This is a genomic window from Marivita sp. S2033, assembly GCF_046592965.1.
Lineage (GTDB): Bacteria > Pseudomonadota > Alphaproteobacteria > Rhodobacterales > Rhodobacteraceae > Marivita.
This window is the reverse complement of the sequence record NZ_JBISBV010000002.1, coordinates 241,646-257,023: the sequence shown is the minus strand read 5'-3', so window position 1 is coordinate 257,023 and position 15,378 is coordinate 241,646. Positions and strand designations below refer to the sequence as shown.

Annotated in this window: 19 protein-coding genes; 9 read left to right on the top strand and 10 right to left on the bottom strand. The window is 60.4% G+C overall.

The annotated features are described in order from the left end of the window. Positions 1-55 precede the first annotated feature (55 nt). The 6 genes from ACGKZZ_RS05370 to ACGKZZ_RS05345 all read right to left on the bottom strand — a co-directional run bounded on the left by ACGKZZ_RS05370 (position 56) and on the right by ACGKZZ_RS05345 (position 4,861). Entirely contained in the window at positions 56-607 is a 552-nt protein-coding gene (locus ACGKZZ_RS05370; protein WP_411222450.1) for a hemerythrin domain-containing protein, read from the bottom strand. A gap of 48 nt (positions 608-655) precedes the next feature. Continuing rightward, a complete protein-coding gene (locus ACGKZZ_RS05365; RefSeq protein ID WP_411222449.1) occupies positions 656-1,069 on the bottom strand; it encodes a universal stress protein in 414 nt (137 codons plus the stop codon). A 66-nt stretch (positions 1,070-1,135) separates the two neighbouring features. Next, entirely contained in the window at positions 1,136-2,011 is an 876-nt protein-coding gene (locus ACGKZZ_RS05360; protein WP_411222448.1) for a DUF6206 family protein, read from the bottom strand. A 30-nt stretch (positions 2,012-2,041) separates the two neighbouring features. Beyond that, positions 2,042-2,683 carry a ParA family partition ATPase gene (gene parA / locus ACGKZZ_RS05355; RefSeq protein ID WP_411222447.1) on the bottom strand — a complete coding sequence of 214 codons (642 nt, stop codon included), beginning with the start codon at positions 2,681-2,683 and terminating at the stop codon, positions 2,042-2,044. Between the two features lie 129 nt (positions 2,684-2,812). Beyond that, positions 2,813-3,229 carry a DUF4864 domain-containing protein gene (locus ACGKZZ_RS05350; RefSeq protein ID WP_411222446.1) on the bottom strand — a complete coding sequence of 139 codons (417 nt, stop codon included), beginning with the start codon at positions 3,227-3,229 and terminating at the stop codon, positions 2,813-2,815. Between the two features lie 63 nt (positions 3,230-3,292). Beyond that, positions 3,293-4,861, bottom strand: coding sequence for a lysine--tRNA ligase (locus ACGKZZ_RS05345; RefSeq protein WP_411222445.1), 1,569 nt, complete (start codon positions 4,859-4,861; stop codon positions 3,293-3,295). A gap of 179 nt (positions 4,862-5,040) precedes the next feature. Between ACGKZZ_RS05345 and ACGKZZ_RS05340 the strand changes: the two genes are divergently transcribed. After that, positions 5,041-5,412 (top strand): tellurite resistance TerB family protein, encoded by a 372-nt coding sequence (locus tag ACGKZZ_RS05340; protein ID WP_411222726.1) that lies wholly within the window; start codon positions 5,041-5,043, stop codon positions 5,410-5,412. Here the strand turns inward: ACGKZZ_RS05340 and ACGKZZ_RS05335 are convergent, their stop codons facing one another. Beyond that, positions 5,413-5,835: a PaaI family thioesterase gene (locus ACGKZZ_RS05335; protein ID WP_411222444.1), complete on the bottom strand. Its 423-nt coding sequence runs from the start codon at positions 5,833-5,835 to the stop codon at positions 5,413-5,415. Positions 5,836-5,891: 56 nt separating this feature from the next. Between ACGKZZ_RS05335 and ACGKZZ_RS05330 the strand changes: the two genes are divergently transcribed. From ACGKZZ_RS05330 to dacB, 4 genes are all read left to right on the top strand, one after another. Next, entirely contained in the window at positions 5,892-6,677 is a 786-nt protein-coding gene (locus tag ACGKZZ_RS05330; protein WP_411222443.1) for an enoyl-CoA hydratase, read from the top strand. 6 nt (positions 6,678-6,683) lie between these two features. Continuing rightward, positions 6,684-7,283, top strand: coding sequence for a nicotinate-nucleotide adenylyltransferase (locus ACGKZZ_RS05325; protein ID WP_411222442.1), 600 nt, complete (start codon positions 6,684-6,686; stop codon positions 7,281-7,283). Between the two features lie 138 nt (positions 7,284-7,421). Continuing rightward, entirely contained in the window at positions 7,422-8,399 is a 978-nt protein-coding gene (locus ACGKZZ_RS05320; RefSeq protein ID WP_411222441.1) for a sensor histidine kinase, read from the top strand. A gap of 88 nt (positions 8,400-8,487) precedes the next feature. Further along, on the top strand, positions 8,488-9,996 hold the full coding sequence (gene dacB, locus ACGKZZ_RS05315) for a D-alanyl-D-alanine carboxypeptidase/D-alanyl-D-alanine-endopeptidase (RefSeq protein WP_411222440.1): 1,509 nt from the start codon (positions 8,488-8,490) through the stop codon (positions 9,994-9,996). A gap of 76 nt (positions 9,997-10,072) precedes the next feature. Here the strand turns inward: dacB and ACGKZZ_RS05310 are convergent, their stop codons facing one another. After that, the gene (locus ACGKZZ_RS05310; RefSeq protein WP_411222438.1) at positions 10,073-10,291 is read right to left on the bottom strand and encodes a DUF1127 domain-containing protein; all 219 of its coding nucleotides are present in this window, start codon (positions 10,289-10,291) and stop codon (positions 10,073-10,075) included. Between the two features lie 143 nt (positions 10,292-10,434). On the opposite strand from ACGKZZ_RS05310, the gene ACGKZZ_RS05305 reads away from it, so the two are divergent. From ACGKZZ_RS05305 to rpsI, 4 genes are all read left to right on the top strand, one after another. Next, positions 10,435-11,814, top strand: coding sequence for a PLP-dependent aminotransferase family protein (locus ACGKZZ_RS05305; RefSeq protein ID WP_411222437.1), 1,380 nt, complete (start codon positions 10,435-10,437; stop codon positions 11,812-11,814). A gap of 89 nt (positions 11,815-11,903) precedes the next feature. Further along, positions 11,904-12,434 carry a GNAT family N-acetyltransferase gene (locus ACGKZZ_RS05300; RefSeq protein WP_411222435.1) on the top strand — a complete coding sequence of 177 codons (531 nt, stop codon included), beginning with the start codon at positions 11,904-11,906 and terminating at the stop codon, positions 12,432-12,434. A 172-nt stretch (positions 12,435-12,606) separates the two neighbouring features. After that, positions 12,607-13,071 carry a 50S ribosomal protein L13 gene (rplM, locus tag ACGKZZ_RS05295; RefSeq protein ID WP_411222434.1) on the top strand — a complete coding sequence of 155 codons (465 nt, stop codon included), beginning with the start codon at positions 12,607-12,609 and terminating at the stop codon, positions 13,069-13,071. After that, a complete protein-coding gene (gene rpsI / locus ACGKZZ_RS05290) occupies positions 13,071-13,559 on the top strand; it encodes a 30S ribosomal protein S9 (RefSeq protein ID WP_411222433.1) in 489 nt (162 codons plus the stop codon). The genes rplM and rpsI overlap by 1 nt, the downstream gene beginning before the upstream one ends. An 81-nt stretch (positions 13,560-13,640) precedes the next feature. On the opposite strand, the gene ACGKZZ_RS05285 is transcribed toward rpsI, so the two are convergent. Continuing rightward, positions 13,641-14,669: a fatty acid desaturase gene (locus ACGKZZ_RS05285; protein ID WP_411222432.1), complete on the bottom strand. Its 1,029-nt coding sequence runs from the start codon at positions 14,667-14,669 to the stop codon at positions 13,641-13,643. A gap of 95 nt (positions 14,670-14,764) precedes the next feature. After that, a complete protein-coding gene (gene tsaA, locus ACGKZZ_RS05280) occupies positions 14,765-15,271 on the bottom strand; it encodes a tRNA (N6-threonylcarbamoyladenosine(37)-N6)-methyltransferase TrmO (RefSeq protein ID WP_411222431.1) in 507 nt (168 codons plus the stop codon). Positions 15,272-15,378: the final 107 nt, after the last annotated feature.

Sequence of the window (15,378 nt, the reverse complement as noted above, 5' to 3'; positions counted from 1 at the left end):
GCTCCGTCTTGGTCTGGCGCAGATGTGGCATGGCCGGACCGGCCAAGTAAAGCCGTCAGCCCAATCCGCCGGGGCCGTGTTTGAGGATGACGGGAACGATCAGCTCTTCCTCGTCCACCAGATGACGGTCAAGCAGCGCGTGAAACCGCATCAGATCGCCGTGGAACAGGCCAGGTTCGGATTTGTCTTCGATGACGGCATTGGCACCCCTGGCGAATCCGTCAAGCAACCCATCCATCGCATGATGATCCGCATCAAGCAGGGTAAAGCCGCGTTCAAGCATCGGCTCGCGCGCGCCCAGCATCGGGAAATAATGGTGATCCTCGATCTGGTGATGACCATGCAGCCCTTGCAACAGCATCCCGCCGCTGCGCGACAGGCGAGCAGCATATGCGTTCCGCTCGACCGCGCTGTCGATAGCGCGCTCGGTGTCGGTGATGATCGCGCCAAGCAACCTGCGAAAGAGCAGATGACGCTCAAGCCAGAACGCGACCAGTCCCGCGAAGTTGTCATGCTCCGGCCATGTGTCGCGCGGATACGCCTGCAACAGCACGCGCAGCGCGTCGGGCAGGCCCGTTCGGATGTCCAAAGCGTCGTTATCCGGCATCACCGCCCTCCGGTCGTCAGAAAGGCGCGTGATACACGGGATTTCCGATCAACGCAGCACATGAACCGCGCATTTTGCGTGACGGACCACATGCGTCGCGGTCGAGCCCAGGAGCAGGGTTTGCATACCCGGCCTATGCGATGCGATGACGATCAGGTCGACGTTGTTTTCCTCGGCAAAATCCAGCACAGAGCGCCCCGAATGGCCGTTGATCACCTTGGCGGTGGTGCCGGACCCGGCCGCTGTGGCCAAACCCTGCATTTCCGCCTCGATCTCTTCGCGGGTTTCGGCCATGACATCGGCCGAAATATAGCTCATCGCATAGCTGGGCACGGCTTCGACGACGTGCAGTAGAGTGATTTTCGCGCCCTCCGAGGCGAGTGTCTTGGCAATGGCCATCGCGTCGCCCACGCGGTTGTCTTCGCTGTCGAGTGCAACCGGCACTAGAATGTTCTTATACATGAGAGATCTCCGTTTCGTTGATGATCTCAGTCTATCGCGGATCCGGCCGCGCCACCATGATCGGGATCATGGGACGTTCGGTTCGCCTTGAAGTCCAAGCAATTTGCGGAACCCCGTCCAATAGCCGGGCAGCCGCGGCGGTTCGTGCAGATGCGGCAGCGCCTCCCCGGCCCAGCGCGCCATGCGCCGCTTGGCGAATTCGCGCCCCCAGATCAGGTAGGCTTCGGCATCGTCAGGGCGCAGCCGGCATGCCGATCCCACAAGCCCGATCAGCGTTTCGGGCGGCGAATACCATTCATCCTGAATGCCTGTGACACGCGTCTGCATCAGTGGCCCGATCCAGCGCATCAGCGGCTTGTCGGAAAATTGCAGGAGAAGCTTGCCCATTTCATCGCGGTCGTAGTGGATGAGCGGCGGGAACGTATCGAAGAACAGGGCTTTTCCGTCGAGATAGGCAAAGTTCCGGATCGACGGGTGAAAGCCGATGCGGGTGCCGAATTGATCTGCATTGTTCCAGAACGTCGCGATGACATCGCCTGCGGCCTCCATCATCTTAACGCTTTGGTCACGACTGGCCGATAGCATCTGCGGGCGCATCATCGACTCGGACGGCAGGGCCTGCTGCACGATGACGGGAATGCGCGTTTGATCAATGGCAAGGAGGTGAAATTCGGTTTCCGGAAGCGCAACACCGGCGGTAGTCAAGGCGTCGACATAATCGTCATGGCATTTGGCAAGTCGGTCGAGAGCGGCATCATCTTTCAAGCCGCGATAGACCTTGATCACCTTGTCGGAAAACGGGCCGCTCGCAGGGCGGAACGGCGCGCAGAAATAGCCAAGCTTTGACACCGGCTGTCCCCGCGCACTGCCATCGGCGCGGATCAGATCCTGCAGGGCGGTGAGGTTGGCGGCTGTGCCGTCGGTCGCTGTCTTGTCGGTCATGGTGCGGGCTCCGGTCGGGATGCGTTGGCTTTACCCGTTTGCCAGAACCTGTGCCACCTCTGCGGTAAGCGCGTCGACCTCTGCCTGCGCCGCGGTCTTGCGCCCTTCGGCGGCACCGCGCCCCTGCCCCAACGCCTCGGCATAGATCACGCGGTTGGCAAGAGTCGCTTGCGCGATACGGGCGTTCAGGTCTTCGGCGGCCAAAGCCACTTCGGCACCAAGCCGGGTGTTTGCACGCGCGCGATTGAGGACGACGAGCGCATCCTTGCTTTCGCGCCGGGCCAGATCCAGCACGCCTTCGGTCGCCCACAGATCGACATGGCTGACGCTGACCGGCACGACAACCAGATCGGCCACGCGCAAGGCCGGGCGCAGATCGCTGTCGGCCTTTGGCGGCGTGTCGATGATGACAATGTCGTGCGTCCCGGACAGCTTGCGCACCTCGTAGGTGATGCCCCAAGCCGACGATGTGGCAAATTCAAGCTGGTCGCAGGGGCCACTCTCGGTTTCGATCCGCGTCATGAACCATCGGCCAAGACTGCCCTGGGGATCAATATCGACAAGAGCCACGCTCTTGCCCTGCCGCAGAAACCCGGTGGCGAGGTTGGCCGAAACAGTGGTCTTGCCAGAGCCGCCCTTTTGCTGCGCGACGGTGATGACGTATCCGGCCATGTTGGCCTCCTTGCGATTCGTACGGAGGGTACAAGGATATTTCGCAGGTGCAGCATAAAAATTGCCACATGGCACGATTGTGCCTTGCCAACATCACACCCGCTGGCGCGAACGTCATATCAGCCCCGCTTACGCCGCCACGTCCGGAGCTTGCAAAACCTGCACCGCAACGATGCGCCAGTCACCGTCGACCTGCTCCATGTGGTAGTCGAGATAATGCAACGCCCCATCGGCATCCGTGATGATGACCGTCTGATGCAGGTCGCCATTGATGTCACGCAACAGGCCAAAGCGGACCGTGTCGGGCCGCCAGACCATCGGATAGCCCCGCCGCACCATCGCGCCAAAGTTCTCCGGGGTGCCGAACAGGGATCGGATATTCGGACCGGCAAACGAAAACGCCTTGGCAAAATCGTCCCTGAGGAACGCGTCGATCTGGCTTTGAATGGTGGTCTTTATGCCGCTCTCGGGCGTCAGCGGTTCCTGTGCCCAGACCGCTCCGGCCAAGGCAATTGCGAGCGTCGCGCCGGTGATGAGTTTGCGCATGATCCGTCCTCCATCGGGTGATGATGATGTAGGACGGATCGGCGCGCCGACAAATCGCGCGTCTTAGCGGGCAAGCCCCTCTTCGATCAGAGCGACCGTCTCCGCCACCCCGTAAAGCGCAATGAAGCCGCCAAAGCGGGGGCCTTGGGACTGGCCCAACAGCACCTCGTAAAGCGCCTTGAACCAGTCGCGCAACGGATCGAACCCGTGGTCCTTGCCGACCGCGAAAACGATGGTTTGCAACGCCTCGTCCTCGACAGGCCCGTCATACGCCCGCAAACGCTTCGCAAGGTCTTCCATCGCGGCGCGTTCGGTCTCGGTGGCGACGCGGTAGGTTTTGGCGGGTTTCACAAAATCGTTGTAATAGCGCACCGCAAATCCTGCCGCCTGATCGAGATCGCCGTGCGTCTGCGGCGTCGCATCTGGCGCATAGCGCTGGATGAAGCCCCAGAGCGCATCCTTGTCCTCGGCCCCGGCGGCAGAGGCGAGGTTGAGCAGCATCGAGTAGTTCACCACCATCCGGGACTCGGGCACATCGCCAGAATGGATGTGCCAGACCGGATTGTTGACCTGCGCCGCCACATCCTGCGACGGGTAGGCGCGCAGCTGCTGGTGGTACTCGTCCATCGCCTTGGGGATCACGTCAAAATGCATCCGCTTGGCCGTCTTGGGCTTGAGATACATGAAATACGATAGCGATTCGGTGCTCGCATAGGTCAGCCATTCGTCGATCGACAGGCCGTTGCCGGTCGTCTTGGAAATCTTGTGACCATCGGCATCGAGGAACAATTCGTAGGTGAAATGCTCGGGCTTGCGACCGCCAAGGATTTCGCAAATCCGGTCGTAGATCGGCGTATTGGTGGAGTGATCCTTGCCGTACATTTCGAAATCGACATCAAGCGCCGCCCAGCGCGCGCCGAAATCGGGCTTCCACTGAAGTTTGACGTTGCCGCCGGTGACAGGCAGCGTGATCTCGCGCCCGGTTTCATCGTCAAAGGTGATCTCACCCTTGGCAGCATCGACGTTTTTCATCGGCACATAAAGCACGCGGCCGGTATCGGGATGGATCGGCAGGAAGATCGAATAGGTCTCGCGCCGTTCGTCGCGCAGCGATTTCAGCATGACCGCCATCACTTCGTCGTATTTTTCGCAGGCGCGCAGCAGCACCTCGTCGAACTGGCCGGAGCGGTAAAATTCGGTTGAGGAGACGAATTCGTATTCAAAGCCGAACGTGTCGAGAAAGCGGTTCAGCATCGCGTTGTTGTGCGCGCCAAAGCTCTCGTGGGTGCCGAACGGATCGGGCACATCCGTCAGAGGACGTTGCAGATGTTCGCGCAGCGCCTCGGGGTTGGGCACGTTGCCGGGCACCTTGCGCATGCCGTCCAGATCGTCGGAAAAGCAGATCAGGCGGGTCGGAATGTCGGAAATCGCCTCGAACGCGCGGCGGATCATCGTGGTGCGCGCAACCTCGCCGAACGTGCCGATATGAGGCAGACCTGACGGGCCATAGCCCGTCTCGAACAGCACATACCCCTTCTCGGGCGGCGCCTTCTCATAGCGTTTGAGCAGCCGGCGCGCCTCTTCAAAGGGCCACGCCTTTGAGGTCATTGCAGCTTCGCGCAGTTCGGACATTGCTCTTGTTCTCCAGAAAACGGCCTCACGGGTCGTGCAGGCGCTCAAAGGCCAGTTCCTATTGCGGGCGCGCGGGCGGGTCAATAAGTTGGCGCAAGTGCTCCTTCGAACAGAAAGCGTGATTTGTGCCTGATACAGCCCCTCACCCGCTCAGCCCCCAGGATTGTCTTGTTGCGCTGATGATCGCCGTCTCCGCATCGGATGAGCGCATCCGAACCGTGGAGCTGGTCAAGATTCAGTCGGCGGTGAACAATCTTCCGGTATTTGCGGAATATGACGAAGGGCGGATTCCCGATATGTCGGCGCTGGTGTTCGACCTTTTTGAACAGGAAGACGGCCTCGACGCGCTGTTCGGCCTGATCCGCGACAACCTGCCAGAGCGCCTGTTTGAAACCGCCTACGCGCTGGCCTGCGACGTGGCGGCGGCGGACGGGACGTTGCGCGAGGCCGAGTTGCGGCTGCTCGAAGAGATCCGCTACGAACTCAATCTCGACCGCCTGCACGCCGCCGCAATCGAGCGCGGATCGCGGGCGCGGCATCTGCGGATCTGATCAGCGGTCGGGCGGGATCGAATAGGTCAGCGTCGCGCGCGCCACCGGCTCGGGTTGGCCGTCCGAATAAAGCAGAACGTCCGTCACGCTCAGCGCGCGGCCAAGCTTGAGCACTTTGGCATGCGCCAGAATATCCGCGCCGGCCACTGGCTTGCGCATGAAGTCGATGGAGCAGTTTGTCGTCACCGCCAGCGCCTGCGGGCCGATCCGCGCCATCGTTGCGACGTAAGCAGCGACATCGGCAAGGCTGAACATCGCCGGGCCGGACACTGTACCGCCGGGGCGCAAATGCTGCTCGTTCGCGTGAAGCCGCATCACCAAGAGGTCATCGTCCAGCCGGTCAATGGCGAACATGCCGCGCACCTGCGGAAACACCTGATCCAGAAACGCCGACATCTCATCGCCTGCAAGTTTGAGCGACATGCTTTCCTCCTGTAACGTCCGCGGCTAGACTTGCGGCAAGTTACTGTGAGGACAAGATGAAAATCCTGGAACGTCACGACACAAACGCGGTGTGTCATCTGCGCCTGAACGCGCCGGAGCGATTGAATGCGCTGTCGGACGAAATGCTGGCTGCTTTGCAGGATCAGATTGATGCGTTGCAATCCGACACGTCTGTGAGGGTGGTCGTCATTTCCGGCGCGGGCAAGGCGTTTTGCGCCGGGCACGATCTCAAACAGATGACCGCCGGGCGGCAGGCCGAAGATGGCGGCAAGGCCTATTTCAAGGACCTGTTTGATCGCTGCGCCGCTGTCATGATGGGCCTACAGCGCCTGCCCCAGCCGGTGATCGCGCAAGCGCATGGCATTGCGACAGCGGCGGGCTGTCAGTTGGTGGCGTCCTGCGACATGGCGGTGGCCGCGACAGGCACGCGGTTCGGGGTCAACGGAGTGAATATCGGGCTGTTCTGTTCAACCCCGATGGTGGCCCTGTCGCGCAACATCCCGCGCAAGCACGCATTTGAAATGCTGGTCACCGGCCAGTTCATCGACGCCGCCCGCGCCGAGGAATTGGGGTTGGTGAACAAGGTCGTCGCGCCCGAGACGCTGGAAGCTGAAACCCAGGCGCTTGCCGAACTGGTCGCAAGCAAACTTGGATCGGCCGTCAGGACCGGCAAGTCGGCATTCTACGAACAGGCCCAGATGAGCGTTCAGGATGCCTATGCCTACACGGGCGATGTCATGGTCGGCAACATGCTCGACCGCGACACCGAAGAGGGCATCGGCGCGTTTCTGGAAAAGCGCACTCCAGACTGGTCTCAGTGACCGCACATGTCGAACCGCCTGCTCTTGCGCCCCGGCATGACGGTTGGCCTGTTGGGGGGCTCGTTCGATCCTGCCCATGACGGGCATGTGCACCTGACGCGAATTGCCCTGAGACGGTTCGCGCTCGATCGCGTGATCTGGTTGGTGTCACCGGGAAATCCGCTCAAGGCCCGTGGGCCCGCTCCACTGGAAGCACGCATGTGCCATGCGCGCGAGCTTGTGGACGATCCACGCATCATCATCAGCGATTTCGAAGCTCAGGTCGGCACGCGGTATACTGCGGAAACGATTGATGCGCTGAAATCCGCTTATCCCGGCGTGCGGTTCGTCTGGCTGATGGGCGCGGATAACCTCCAGCAATTCCACCATTGGGACAGGTGGCAGGACATCCTGCACGCGGTTCCCCTTGGCGTTCTTGCGCGCCCCGGCTGGCGGCAATCGGCGCTTCATTCGCGCGTCGCGCGCCAGTATCGTCAGGCCCTGGTGCCCGCAGCCGCGTCGCACCGTCTGGCCTATCGCAGCGTGCCAGCCTGGTGTTTCGTCAACATCCCGATGAGCGTCGAAAGTTCGACTCGCATCCGCGATGCGGGCGGCTGGACGGCTTAAGCGCGCCAGAGGCTTAAGCGTCGAAAAATCCTAGAATTTATCGGCAGAATCCGCGTGACAATCATGATGGAATATAGAAAATCATGCCAAGCCGATGCCTTGTTGAATGAGGCGACATATCAATAAGGTTAACGTTCGATGAAGCTCGACTTCGAAGCGATATTCAATCAATCGCCCGCGCCAAAGATGGTGCTGGACGACAAGCTGATATTTGTCGAAGCGAACGATGCCTATCTGAGAATGACGGGCCGGACACGCGACGAAGTGATCGGCCAATACGCATTCGATGCCTTCCCCGAGAGTGAAGAGCGCGTGGAATCGATGAAGGCTGTCTTCATGGCGACGCTTGAAGGTGAGGAAATCACGCTTTCGGAAGTTCCTTATCGCATTCTCAAGAACGGGGTCGTCACAGAAGCATGGTGGACGTTCCGCCATTCCCGCGTCGAGGACAAAAGCAAGAGCCGCAGATATATCACGCAATACGGTGAGAACGTCACCGAGGCGATGAAAATGCGCCAGATGCGCGACGCGCTCATGGGCGAGATGCAGCACCGCATCGGCAACCTGTTCACTCTGGTGGGGGCGATTGCGAGGCAGACCGCGCGCCAGGCCAATGATGTGCCGTCGTTCCTGAGCGAATTCGAGACGCGGCTGGCGTCGCTTGTGAAGGTGAACAGACGGCTGACAGGCGATGTCGATAGTGACGAGACGATGGCGGGGCTGATCGACCATTCCCTCGCGGTCTACCCCGAAGCCGTCAGGGAGCGAATCAAGGTGTCAGGTCCGGACTACAAACTGTCCGTGATGCAGTCGCAGGCGATTTCCATGGCGCTTCACGAGTTGAGCACGAATTCGATGAAATACGGCGCGATCAGCCACCCCGACGGACATGTCTCGATTCTTTGGGACGCGCTGCCGAATGACCGATGCCTGCTACGTTGGCAGGAATCCGGCGTGCCGGAGGAAACACCGTCGCATGAGAAACGCAAACAGGGCTACGGCACGATGCTGCTCGATACGATCATCCCAAGCCAGCTGAATGGAACAGGAACCCGCGACTTCGCAACGGGAACCTTCTCCTACACCCTCGAAATCGGCGCGTCAGAGGCTGATTAATGCAAGCTCGGCCGCCAGACGCTCTCTGCGCGCTCTTCACCAAACCGTGTCCTTGAATGCCGGTTGGTCCTCGGGATAGATCGAAGCCATGACAACACGGATTTCAAGGCGCACGGTACTCGGTGGACTTGTTGCAAGCGGGTTCGCACAGGCCGGTTTCGCGCAATCAGCGCTGGCGCCGGACTCATCTCTCAGACCGACGACGCGGGCGGGTGATCTTCTCAAGACCTACCAACCGCCATTGTCGCAACTTGTCACGCAGGCCAACTTGCCCGGCAAGGTCAGCGTACAGGTGGCGGACGTCAAGACCGGGCTGGTGCTCGAGTCCCACAACCCCTTGCGCGCCCTGCCCCCGGCAAGCGTCGCCAAGGCGCTGACCGCCTGTTACGCGCTTGATGTGTTGGGGCCAGATTACCGGTTCACGACGCGCCTTCTTGCCACCGGTCCGGTCACTGACGGCATTCTGGAGGGCGACGTGATCCTGGCAGGCGGCGGCGATCCGACGCTGGACACAGATGCGCTCACCTCGATTGCCAAGAGGTTTCGCGAAGAGGCCGGTGTCAGCGAAGTGACCGGAAAGTTCTTGATCTGGGATGGCGCATTGCCCGCCCTGTCCGGGATCGACGCCGAACAACCCGATCAGGTGGGGTACAATCCGGGGATTTCGGGGCTGAACCTGAATTACAATCGTGTTCATTTCGAGTGGATTCGAAACGGAAGCGATTACGACGTGAGCATGGACGCGCGGTCCGCAACGCTGCGGCCTGCCGTGCGCTCTGCAAGGATGCGGATCGAGCCACGGAAATATCCGATCTACACCTATGCCGACGCCGGAACATACGACAATTGGACAGTCGCCCGCGCCGCATTGGGCAAAAGCGGTGCACGCTGGCTGCCGGTGCGCAAGCCCGCGCTTTATACCGCCGAGGTGTTCCAGACTCTCGCACGGTCCAACGGCATTGTCCTGAAAACGCCTGAAAAGATCGACGTCTTGCCAGACGGAACCAGCGACCTTGTCACCTTTCAAAGCGAACCGCTCAGCGTGGTTTTGCGCGATATGCTGAAATACTCGACGAATATCACGGCCGAATGCATCGGCATGACCGCGACAACCGCGCGGACCGGGGCGGTTACGTCCCTCAAGGCATCGGCGGCTGAAATGAACGCATGGGCCAAAGAGGTGTTGGGCATGTCCTCGCCCTCGCTTGAGGATCATTCGGGTCTTGGAGATGACAGCCGCATATCGGCGCGCGACATGGTCAAGGCGCTGATCGCCGCGCGAGAAACCTTGGCGATCAAACCGCTCCTCAAGGAGCATCCGCTGCGCAGCGAGGACCGCTCGATCCTCGAGGATCATCCGGTCAAAGTGTCCGCCAAGACCGGCACGTTGAATTTTGTGAGCGGCTTGGGCGGCTATATCGACCTGCCCGATGGCACCGAACTGGCCTTTGCCTTTTTCTCGGCCGACCTGCCACGCCGCGATGCGTTGAGCCGCGATGAGCGCGAACGCCCTCCGGGCGGGCGAACCTACAGCGCGCGGTCGCGCAATCTACAACAACGTCTGCTGGCGCGCTGGGGCATTCTGTATAACGGCTGAAAGCTGATGCCGGGCATGAAAAAAGGGGCACAAAGCCGATCTTTGCGCCCCTGAGGTCAGTCTGACGGCGCAGGGATCACGCCCGCCAGAACGTCCGGTTGGTCTCCTCGGAGGCGATCAACCGATCCATACCGATGTCGTTCAGCAAACGATCATCGAGAAGCGCCAGATGAGACCGCGTGCGGCGCCGCTGCGCCCACTGTGTGACGGTCTCTTTCACTCGGGACACCGCGCCGATCAACGGCGCGCGCGTGCCAGCAAACTCCGAACGCGAAACCTGTGTAGCGTGTGCCATGGGTGTCTCCTTAAATGTATTGACACAATATATCCAAGTCGCGATACTGATCGAAAGGTGTCGCGATACAATAAGCGATACAATTTTGTCATCAATTGATCCAGAGAAAGATTGTGTCGGATACAATTCCCCCAAACCAGATCGTGTCACTGCCCCCCGGAGGCACCGGCCCGAAGTACAAGAGGGTCGCGGAAACGATACAATCGGCCATCCAAAGCGGCGACCTGAACCCCGGTGACAAACTTCCGCCGGTGCGCGACCTTGCCTTCACGCTTGGCATCACCCCCGGCACCGTCGCGCGGGCCTATGCGGTTTTGACGGATGCGGGCCACGCCACGGCTCAGGTCGGGCGCGGCACCTTTGTGGCAGACCGCAAGGCGCGCGTCGCGACTGCACCGCGCGAATTCGTGTCAATCCCGCCAGAGGACGGGAACCTGTCGCTGATCAGTCCGCAATTGCCCGATCTCGGTCAGGTCTCCCTGCTGCGCGAGGCATTTGCCCGGATCGGACAGGCCAAACCCGAGCGCCTGCTGCATTATCCAACCCGCGAAGCCTATCGCCCTCTGCGCGAAGCCAGCGTCCATTGGCTGCGCAAGATTCCCCTGGGTGTGATCGACGAGGGCGATGTTGTTCTTGTGAATGGCGCACAGAACGGGTTGAGCATTGTGCTGCAAACGGTCTTACGCGGCCAGACGCCCACCGTGCTGGTCGAGGATCTGGCCTATCCGGGTTTTCGCCGCGCGGCCGAAATCCTGCGCGCCGACGTTGTCGGCGTGGCCAGCGATGACAAGGGGCTGATCCCCGAAGCCCTCGAGGCCGCCGCCCGCAAATCCGGCGCGCAGGTTCTGTGCACCTCGCCCGATGTGCACAACCCGACGCTGCTGCGCACGCCACCTGACCGCCGCAAGGCACTTGTCGAGGTGTGCAGGGCGATGAGCCTGCAAATCATCGAGGATGACTGTTTTCGACGCCGCGACATGACCGCCCCGAGCTACCGCATCCTTGCCCCTGAACGGACGTGGTATGTGACTTCGATTTCCAAGGTGCTGACCCCCGCCCTGCGCATCGGGTTTGCCATAGCGCCGCGTGGACGCGGGCCGGATTTGCGGCAGGTGGCAGAGTACGGGTTTTTTGGCCTGTCTCAACCGCTTGCCGAGATGGCCGAACTGATCCTGACCGATCCGGAAACCGAGACAATCGTAGAAGCCGTCCGCGCCCATATGGCGGAATATGTGCGCGTCGCGGTGAACGCGTTGGGAAGTTATGATGTGACTTGGCACGAGGATGTGCCGTTCCTGTGGCTGCAACTTCCGCAGGGCTGGCGCGCTGCGTCGTTTTGCCGGGCTGCCGAAGGGCATGGAATCCTGATCAGATCGGCAGACGAGTTCGCGTTGCGCGACGGTCGCGCGCCTCATGCGGTGCGCATTGCCGTCAATGCGCAGATCCCGATTGATCGCTTCGAGGCGGCCATGCACCAGTTGCACGAACTGCTTGGGCACCCGCCAGAGCAGATAAGTGTCTGATTTTTCCTCGGAATGAGCGAATTAACGGTCGCCTGCCACGAGAACGGCGGCTAGATTATTGCAAACGACTCAACCATTGTGGGCAATTCATGGACTTGGACATCCGCCTGGATTTTGTTGAAACGGCTCCGGACCTGGTTGAGCTGACGGGGATCTTGACCGAATATTACGCGCAAATCCTGGAGCGGCTCATGGCCGTCGGAGGCCCGCGTTTTTCTGTTTCCGAACATGTCGATGCCAGCATCGCAGAGATTGATCAGTTTCTTCCGCCGAACGGGGCCATCGTGCTGGCGCGCGACAGGTCCGGCTTCTTGCTGGGCTGTGCCTTCGTGCGCATGCTCGACGCCGATCGCGCCGAACTCAAGCGCCTCTATGTGCGCGATCTGGCACGCGGCATGGGGCTTGGCCGCAAGCTGATCGAGATGCGCATCGACAAGGCCAGGGAGATGGGCGCCAAGACGGTCTACTCCGACACGGTGCGCGGCAACAGTTCGATGCTGGCACTGTATGATCGTTTGGGGTTTAGCGAAACGCCCATCTATGACGGCGACGGGAACGCCCCGACCCTTGCGCCCTACCTCGTGTTTCGCAAGCTCGAGCTCGACAGCCCCGGCGAATAACGGCAAGTTGCTGGGGTATCCAGATACCTTAATTTCAACACTTTGTTTTTGCAACATTAATTAGCGACACGACCGCTTGACTGCGCATTTGCAAGGCTTATAACCCGCCCATCGGAATGACCGGGGCGCGTGCGCTCCAAAACCACCAATCACACGTCAGGGGCTTCCCACGATGAAAACCTTTTCTGCAAAACCGGCAGATATCGACAAGAAATGGATCCTGATCGACGCAGAAGGCGTCGTTCTGGGCCGTCTCGCGTCGATCGTTGCCACGCGCTTGCGCGGCAAGCACAAGCCGTCCTTCACACCGCATCTCGACATGGGTGACAATGTCATCATCATCAATGCGGACAAGATCCAGATGACTGGCAACAAGCGTCAGGAAAACTTTTACTGGCACACCGGCTATCCGGGCGGCATCAAGAGCCGGACCAAGCAGCAGATCCTTGAAGGCGCGCACCCCGAGCGGGTCGTGACCAAAGCGGTCCAGCGTATGCTTCCGGGCAACCGCCTGTCGCGCAAGGTGATGACGAACCTGCGCGTCTATGCCGGAACCGATCATCCGCACGAGGCGCAAAGCCCCGAAGTGCTGGATGTGAAATCCATGAACTCCAAAAACACGCGGACGGCGAAATAATGGCTGAGCAACTCAATTCTCTGGAAGAACTGAACACCGCCGCTGGCCTCGAAGCCGCGCCGGAAGTGGTCGAAACCCCGCGCGAGCCGCAGCGTGACGATCTTGGTCGCGCCTATGCCACCGGCAAGCGGAAGGATGCGGTTGCCCGCGTCTGGATCAAGCCGGGCTCCGGCAAGGTCTCGGTGAACGGCAAGGAAATGAAGGTCTATTTCGCGCGTCCGGTTCTGCAAATGATCCTGCGCCAGCCCTTCACCATCTCGGGCACCGAAGACCAGTTCGACGTGGTCGCGACCGTCAAGGGCGGTGGCCTCTCCGGTCAGGCCGGCGCGGTCAAGCACGGTGTCTCCAAGGCGTTGCAGCTTTATGATCCGTCGCTGCGCGGCGCGCTGAAGGCGGCCGGTTTCCTGACCCGCGACAGCCGCGTTGTGGAGCGCAAGAAATACGGTAAGGCCAAGGCCCGCAAGAGCTTCCAGTTCTCCAAGCGTTAAGCCGGGACCGATACCAAACGATAAAGGCCGCTCCGATTGGAGCGGCCATTTTTGTGTTTGCAGCGATAAGGGTAAGGACTGTTACAGCGCGCGCGCCTGCGAGAAGGACAGCAGGCGCTTGCTGTTTTCGTCCCACAGATGCAGGCGCGCATTGCGCAGACTTTCGCGGACCGTCATGCGGTTGGCATCGGGCAGTTCGGCGTTCTCGCGCAGCACGTCCGGCAGGCGATAGAACGGGATGCGGCTGTGCAGATGGTGCACGTGGTGGATGCCGATATTGCCGCTAAGCCATTGCAAAGGCTTGGGCAATATATAGTGCGAGCTTCCGTGCAGAGCCGCATCGTGCAACTGCCAATCATCCGAATGTTCCCACACGGTCGTCTCGAACTGGTGCTGAACGTAAAACAGCCACATCCCCAAGGTCGCGGCCAGAAGCGTTGATGGCAGGAAGATCAACAGGATCGGCATCACGCCGCCGAAGTAGAACAGCAGACCGAGACCGACCAGAATGGCGATATTGGTGCCCATCGCGCTGATCCAGTAGCGCAGGCTTGCCATCAGGCCCAGCGGAATGCGGTTTTGGAACAAGAACAGGTATCCCGGCCCGATTCCGAACAACGTGACCGGATGCCGGTACATGCGGTACATAAGGCGATTCCAGCGGCTCATGGCCTTGTATTCCGCTACCGTGATGGTGTGGATATCGCCGATTCCGCGTCGCCCGAGGTTGCCGTGCGAGGAATGGTGGATCGAATGGGTGCGCCGCCAGACGTCGTAAGGTGTCAGCGTCAGCACCCCCAGAAAGCGACCGAGCCAATCGCTGAGCGTGCGGTTGTTGTAGAACGATCCATGCCCGCAATCGTGCTGGATGATGAACAGCCGAAGCAAAAATCCAGCGTTTACAATGGATAACGCGAGGGTCAGCCAGTAGCTGATGCCCATCGACCACCACGCTGCGGCCCAGAGCAAGACGAAGGGGCCGATCGTGACGGCCAGTTCGAACGAGCTTCGCAAGGCGTTGGGTTCGCGGTAGGAGGAAAGAACCTTGACCCAGTCTTTTGCGGATCGAGGCGCGGGCGCTTGCCCGGTCGGTTCGGAAATATCGGACATATGCCTGCTTTTTTATGTGTCGAGCGACCTTCTAGACCATCAGACGCGCCCCGCCTACGCTGCATTTGTGCCTTGTGCGATTTTGTAGCGGTTTGTCACTGCTTGGCGTCATCTGCCGCCTTCGCCGGCGCCTCGGGTGTAAAGGCGCAGCGCGACGGCTTGATGTCGAGCAGAGGCGTTTTATCCAGACAATCCAATCCCTTGACGATCAGGTCAGCGCCCTCTCTGCGGATCAGGCGCACGCGCGAGAGGCCGATGGGGTTGGGCCTTACCGGAGAGCGCAGCGCAAAGGTTCCGCGCGTGTCTCCGTTGTTGCCAGGGCTTTGCAGGACGAGATCGCGGCGCGATTGATGCAGCCAGTAGAGGATATCGAGATGCTCGAACTTTTCGATACCGGTCAGGGCGTCTTTCCAATGCGGCAGAACTTCGATGCGGCAATCCGGTCCATCGAGGCTTCCCTGCCGTGGGCAAAGGTCGCGTGTGGTGAATGGCGTACGGATCGTACCGATGAACTGTACGGTTGCGTCGTCGGACAACGGCGCATCGACCGAAACCTCTCCGGCGCGGAGACCTGTCGGTTCGGAAGGTGTATCGGAAGTCATGTGAAGCCTCGCAACGTATTGTTATCAGACTGAAACCTAAGCATTGGCGAGCGCATTTGAAAGCTCTCCGCCCTGCGTGATACGAATTTGGCCCAACTTTTCAGGAT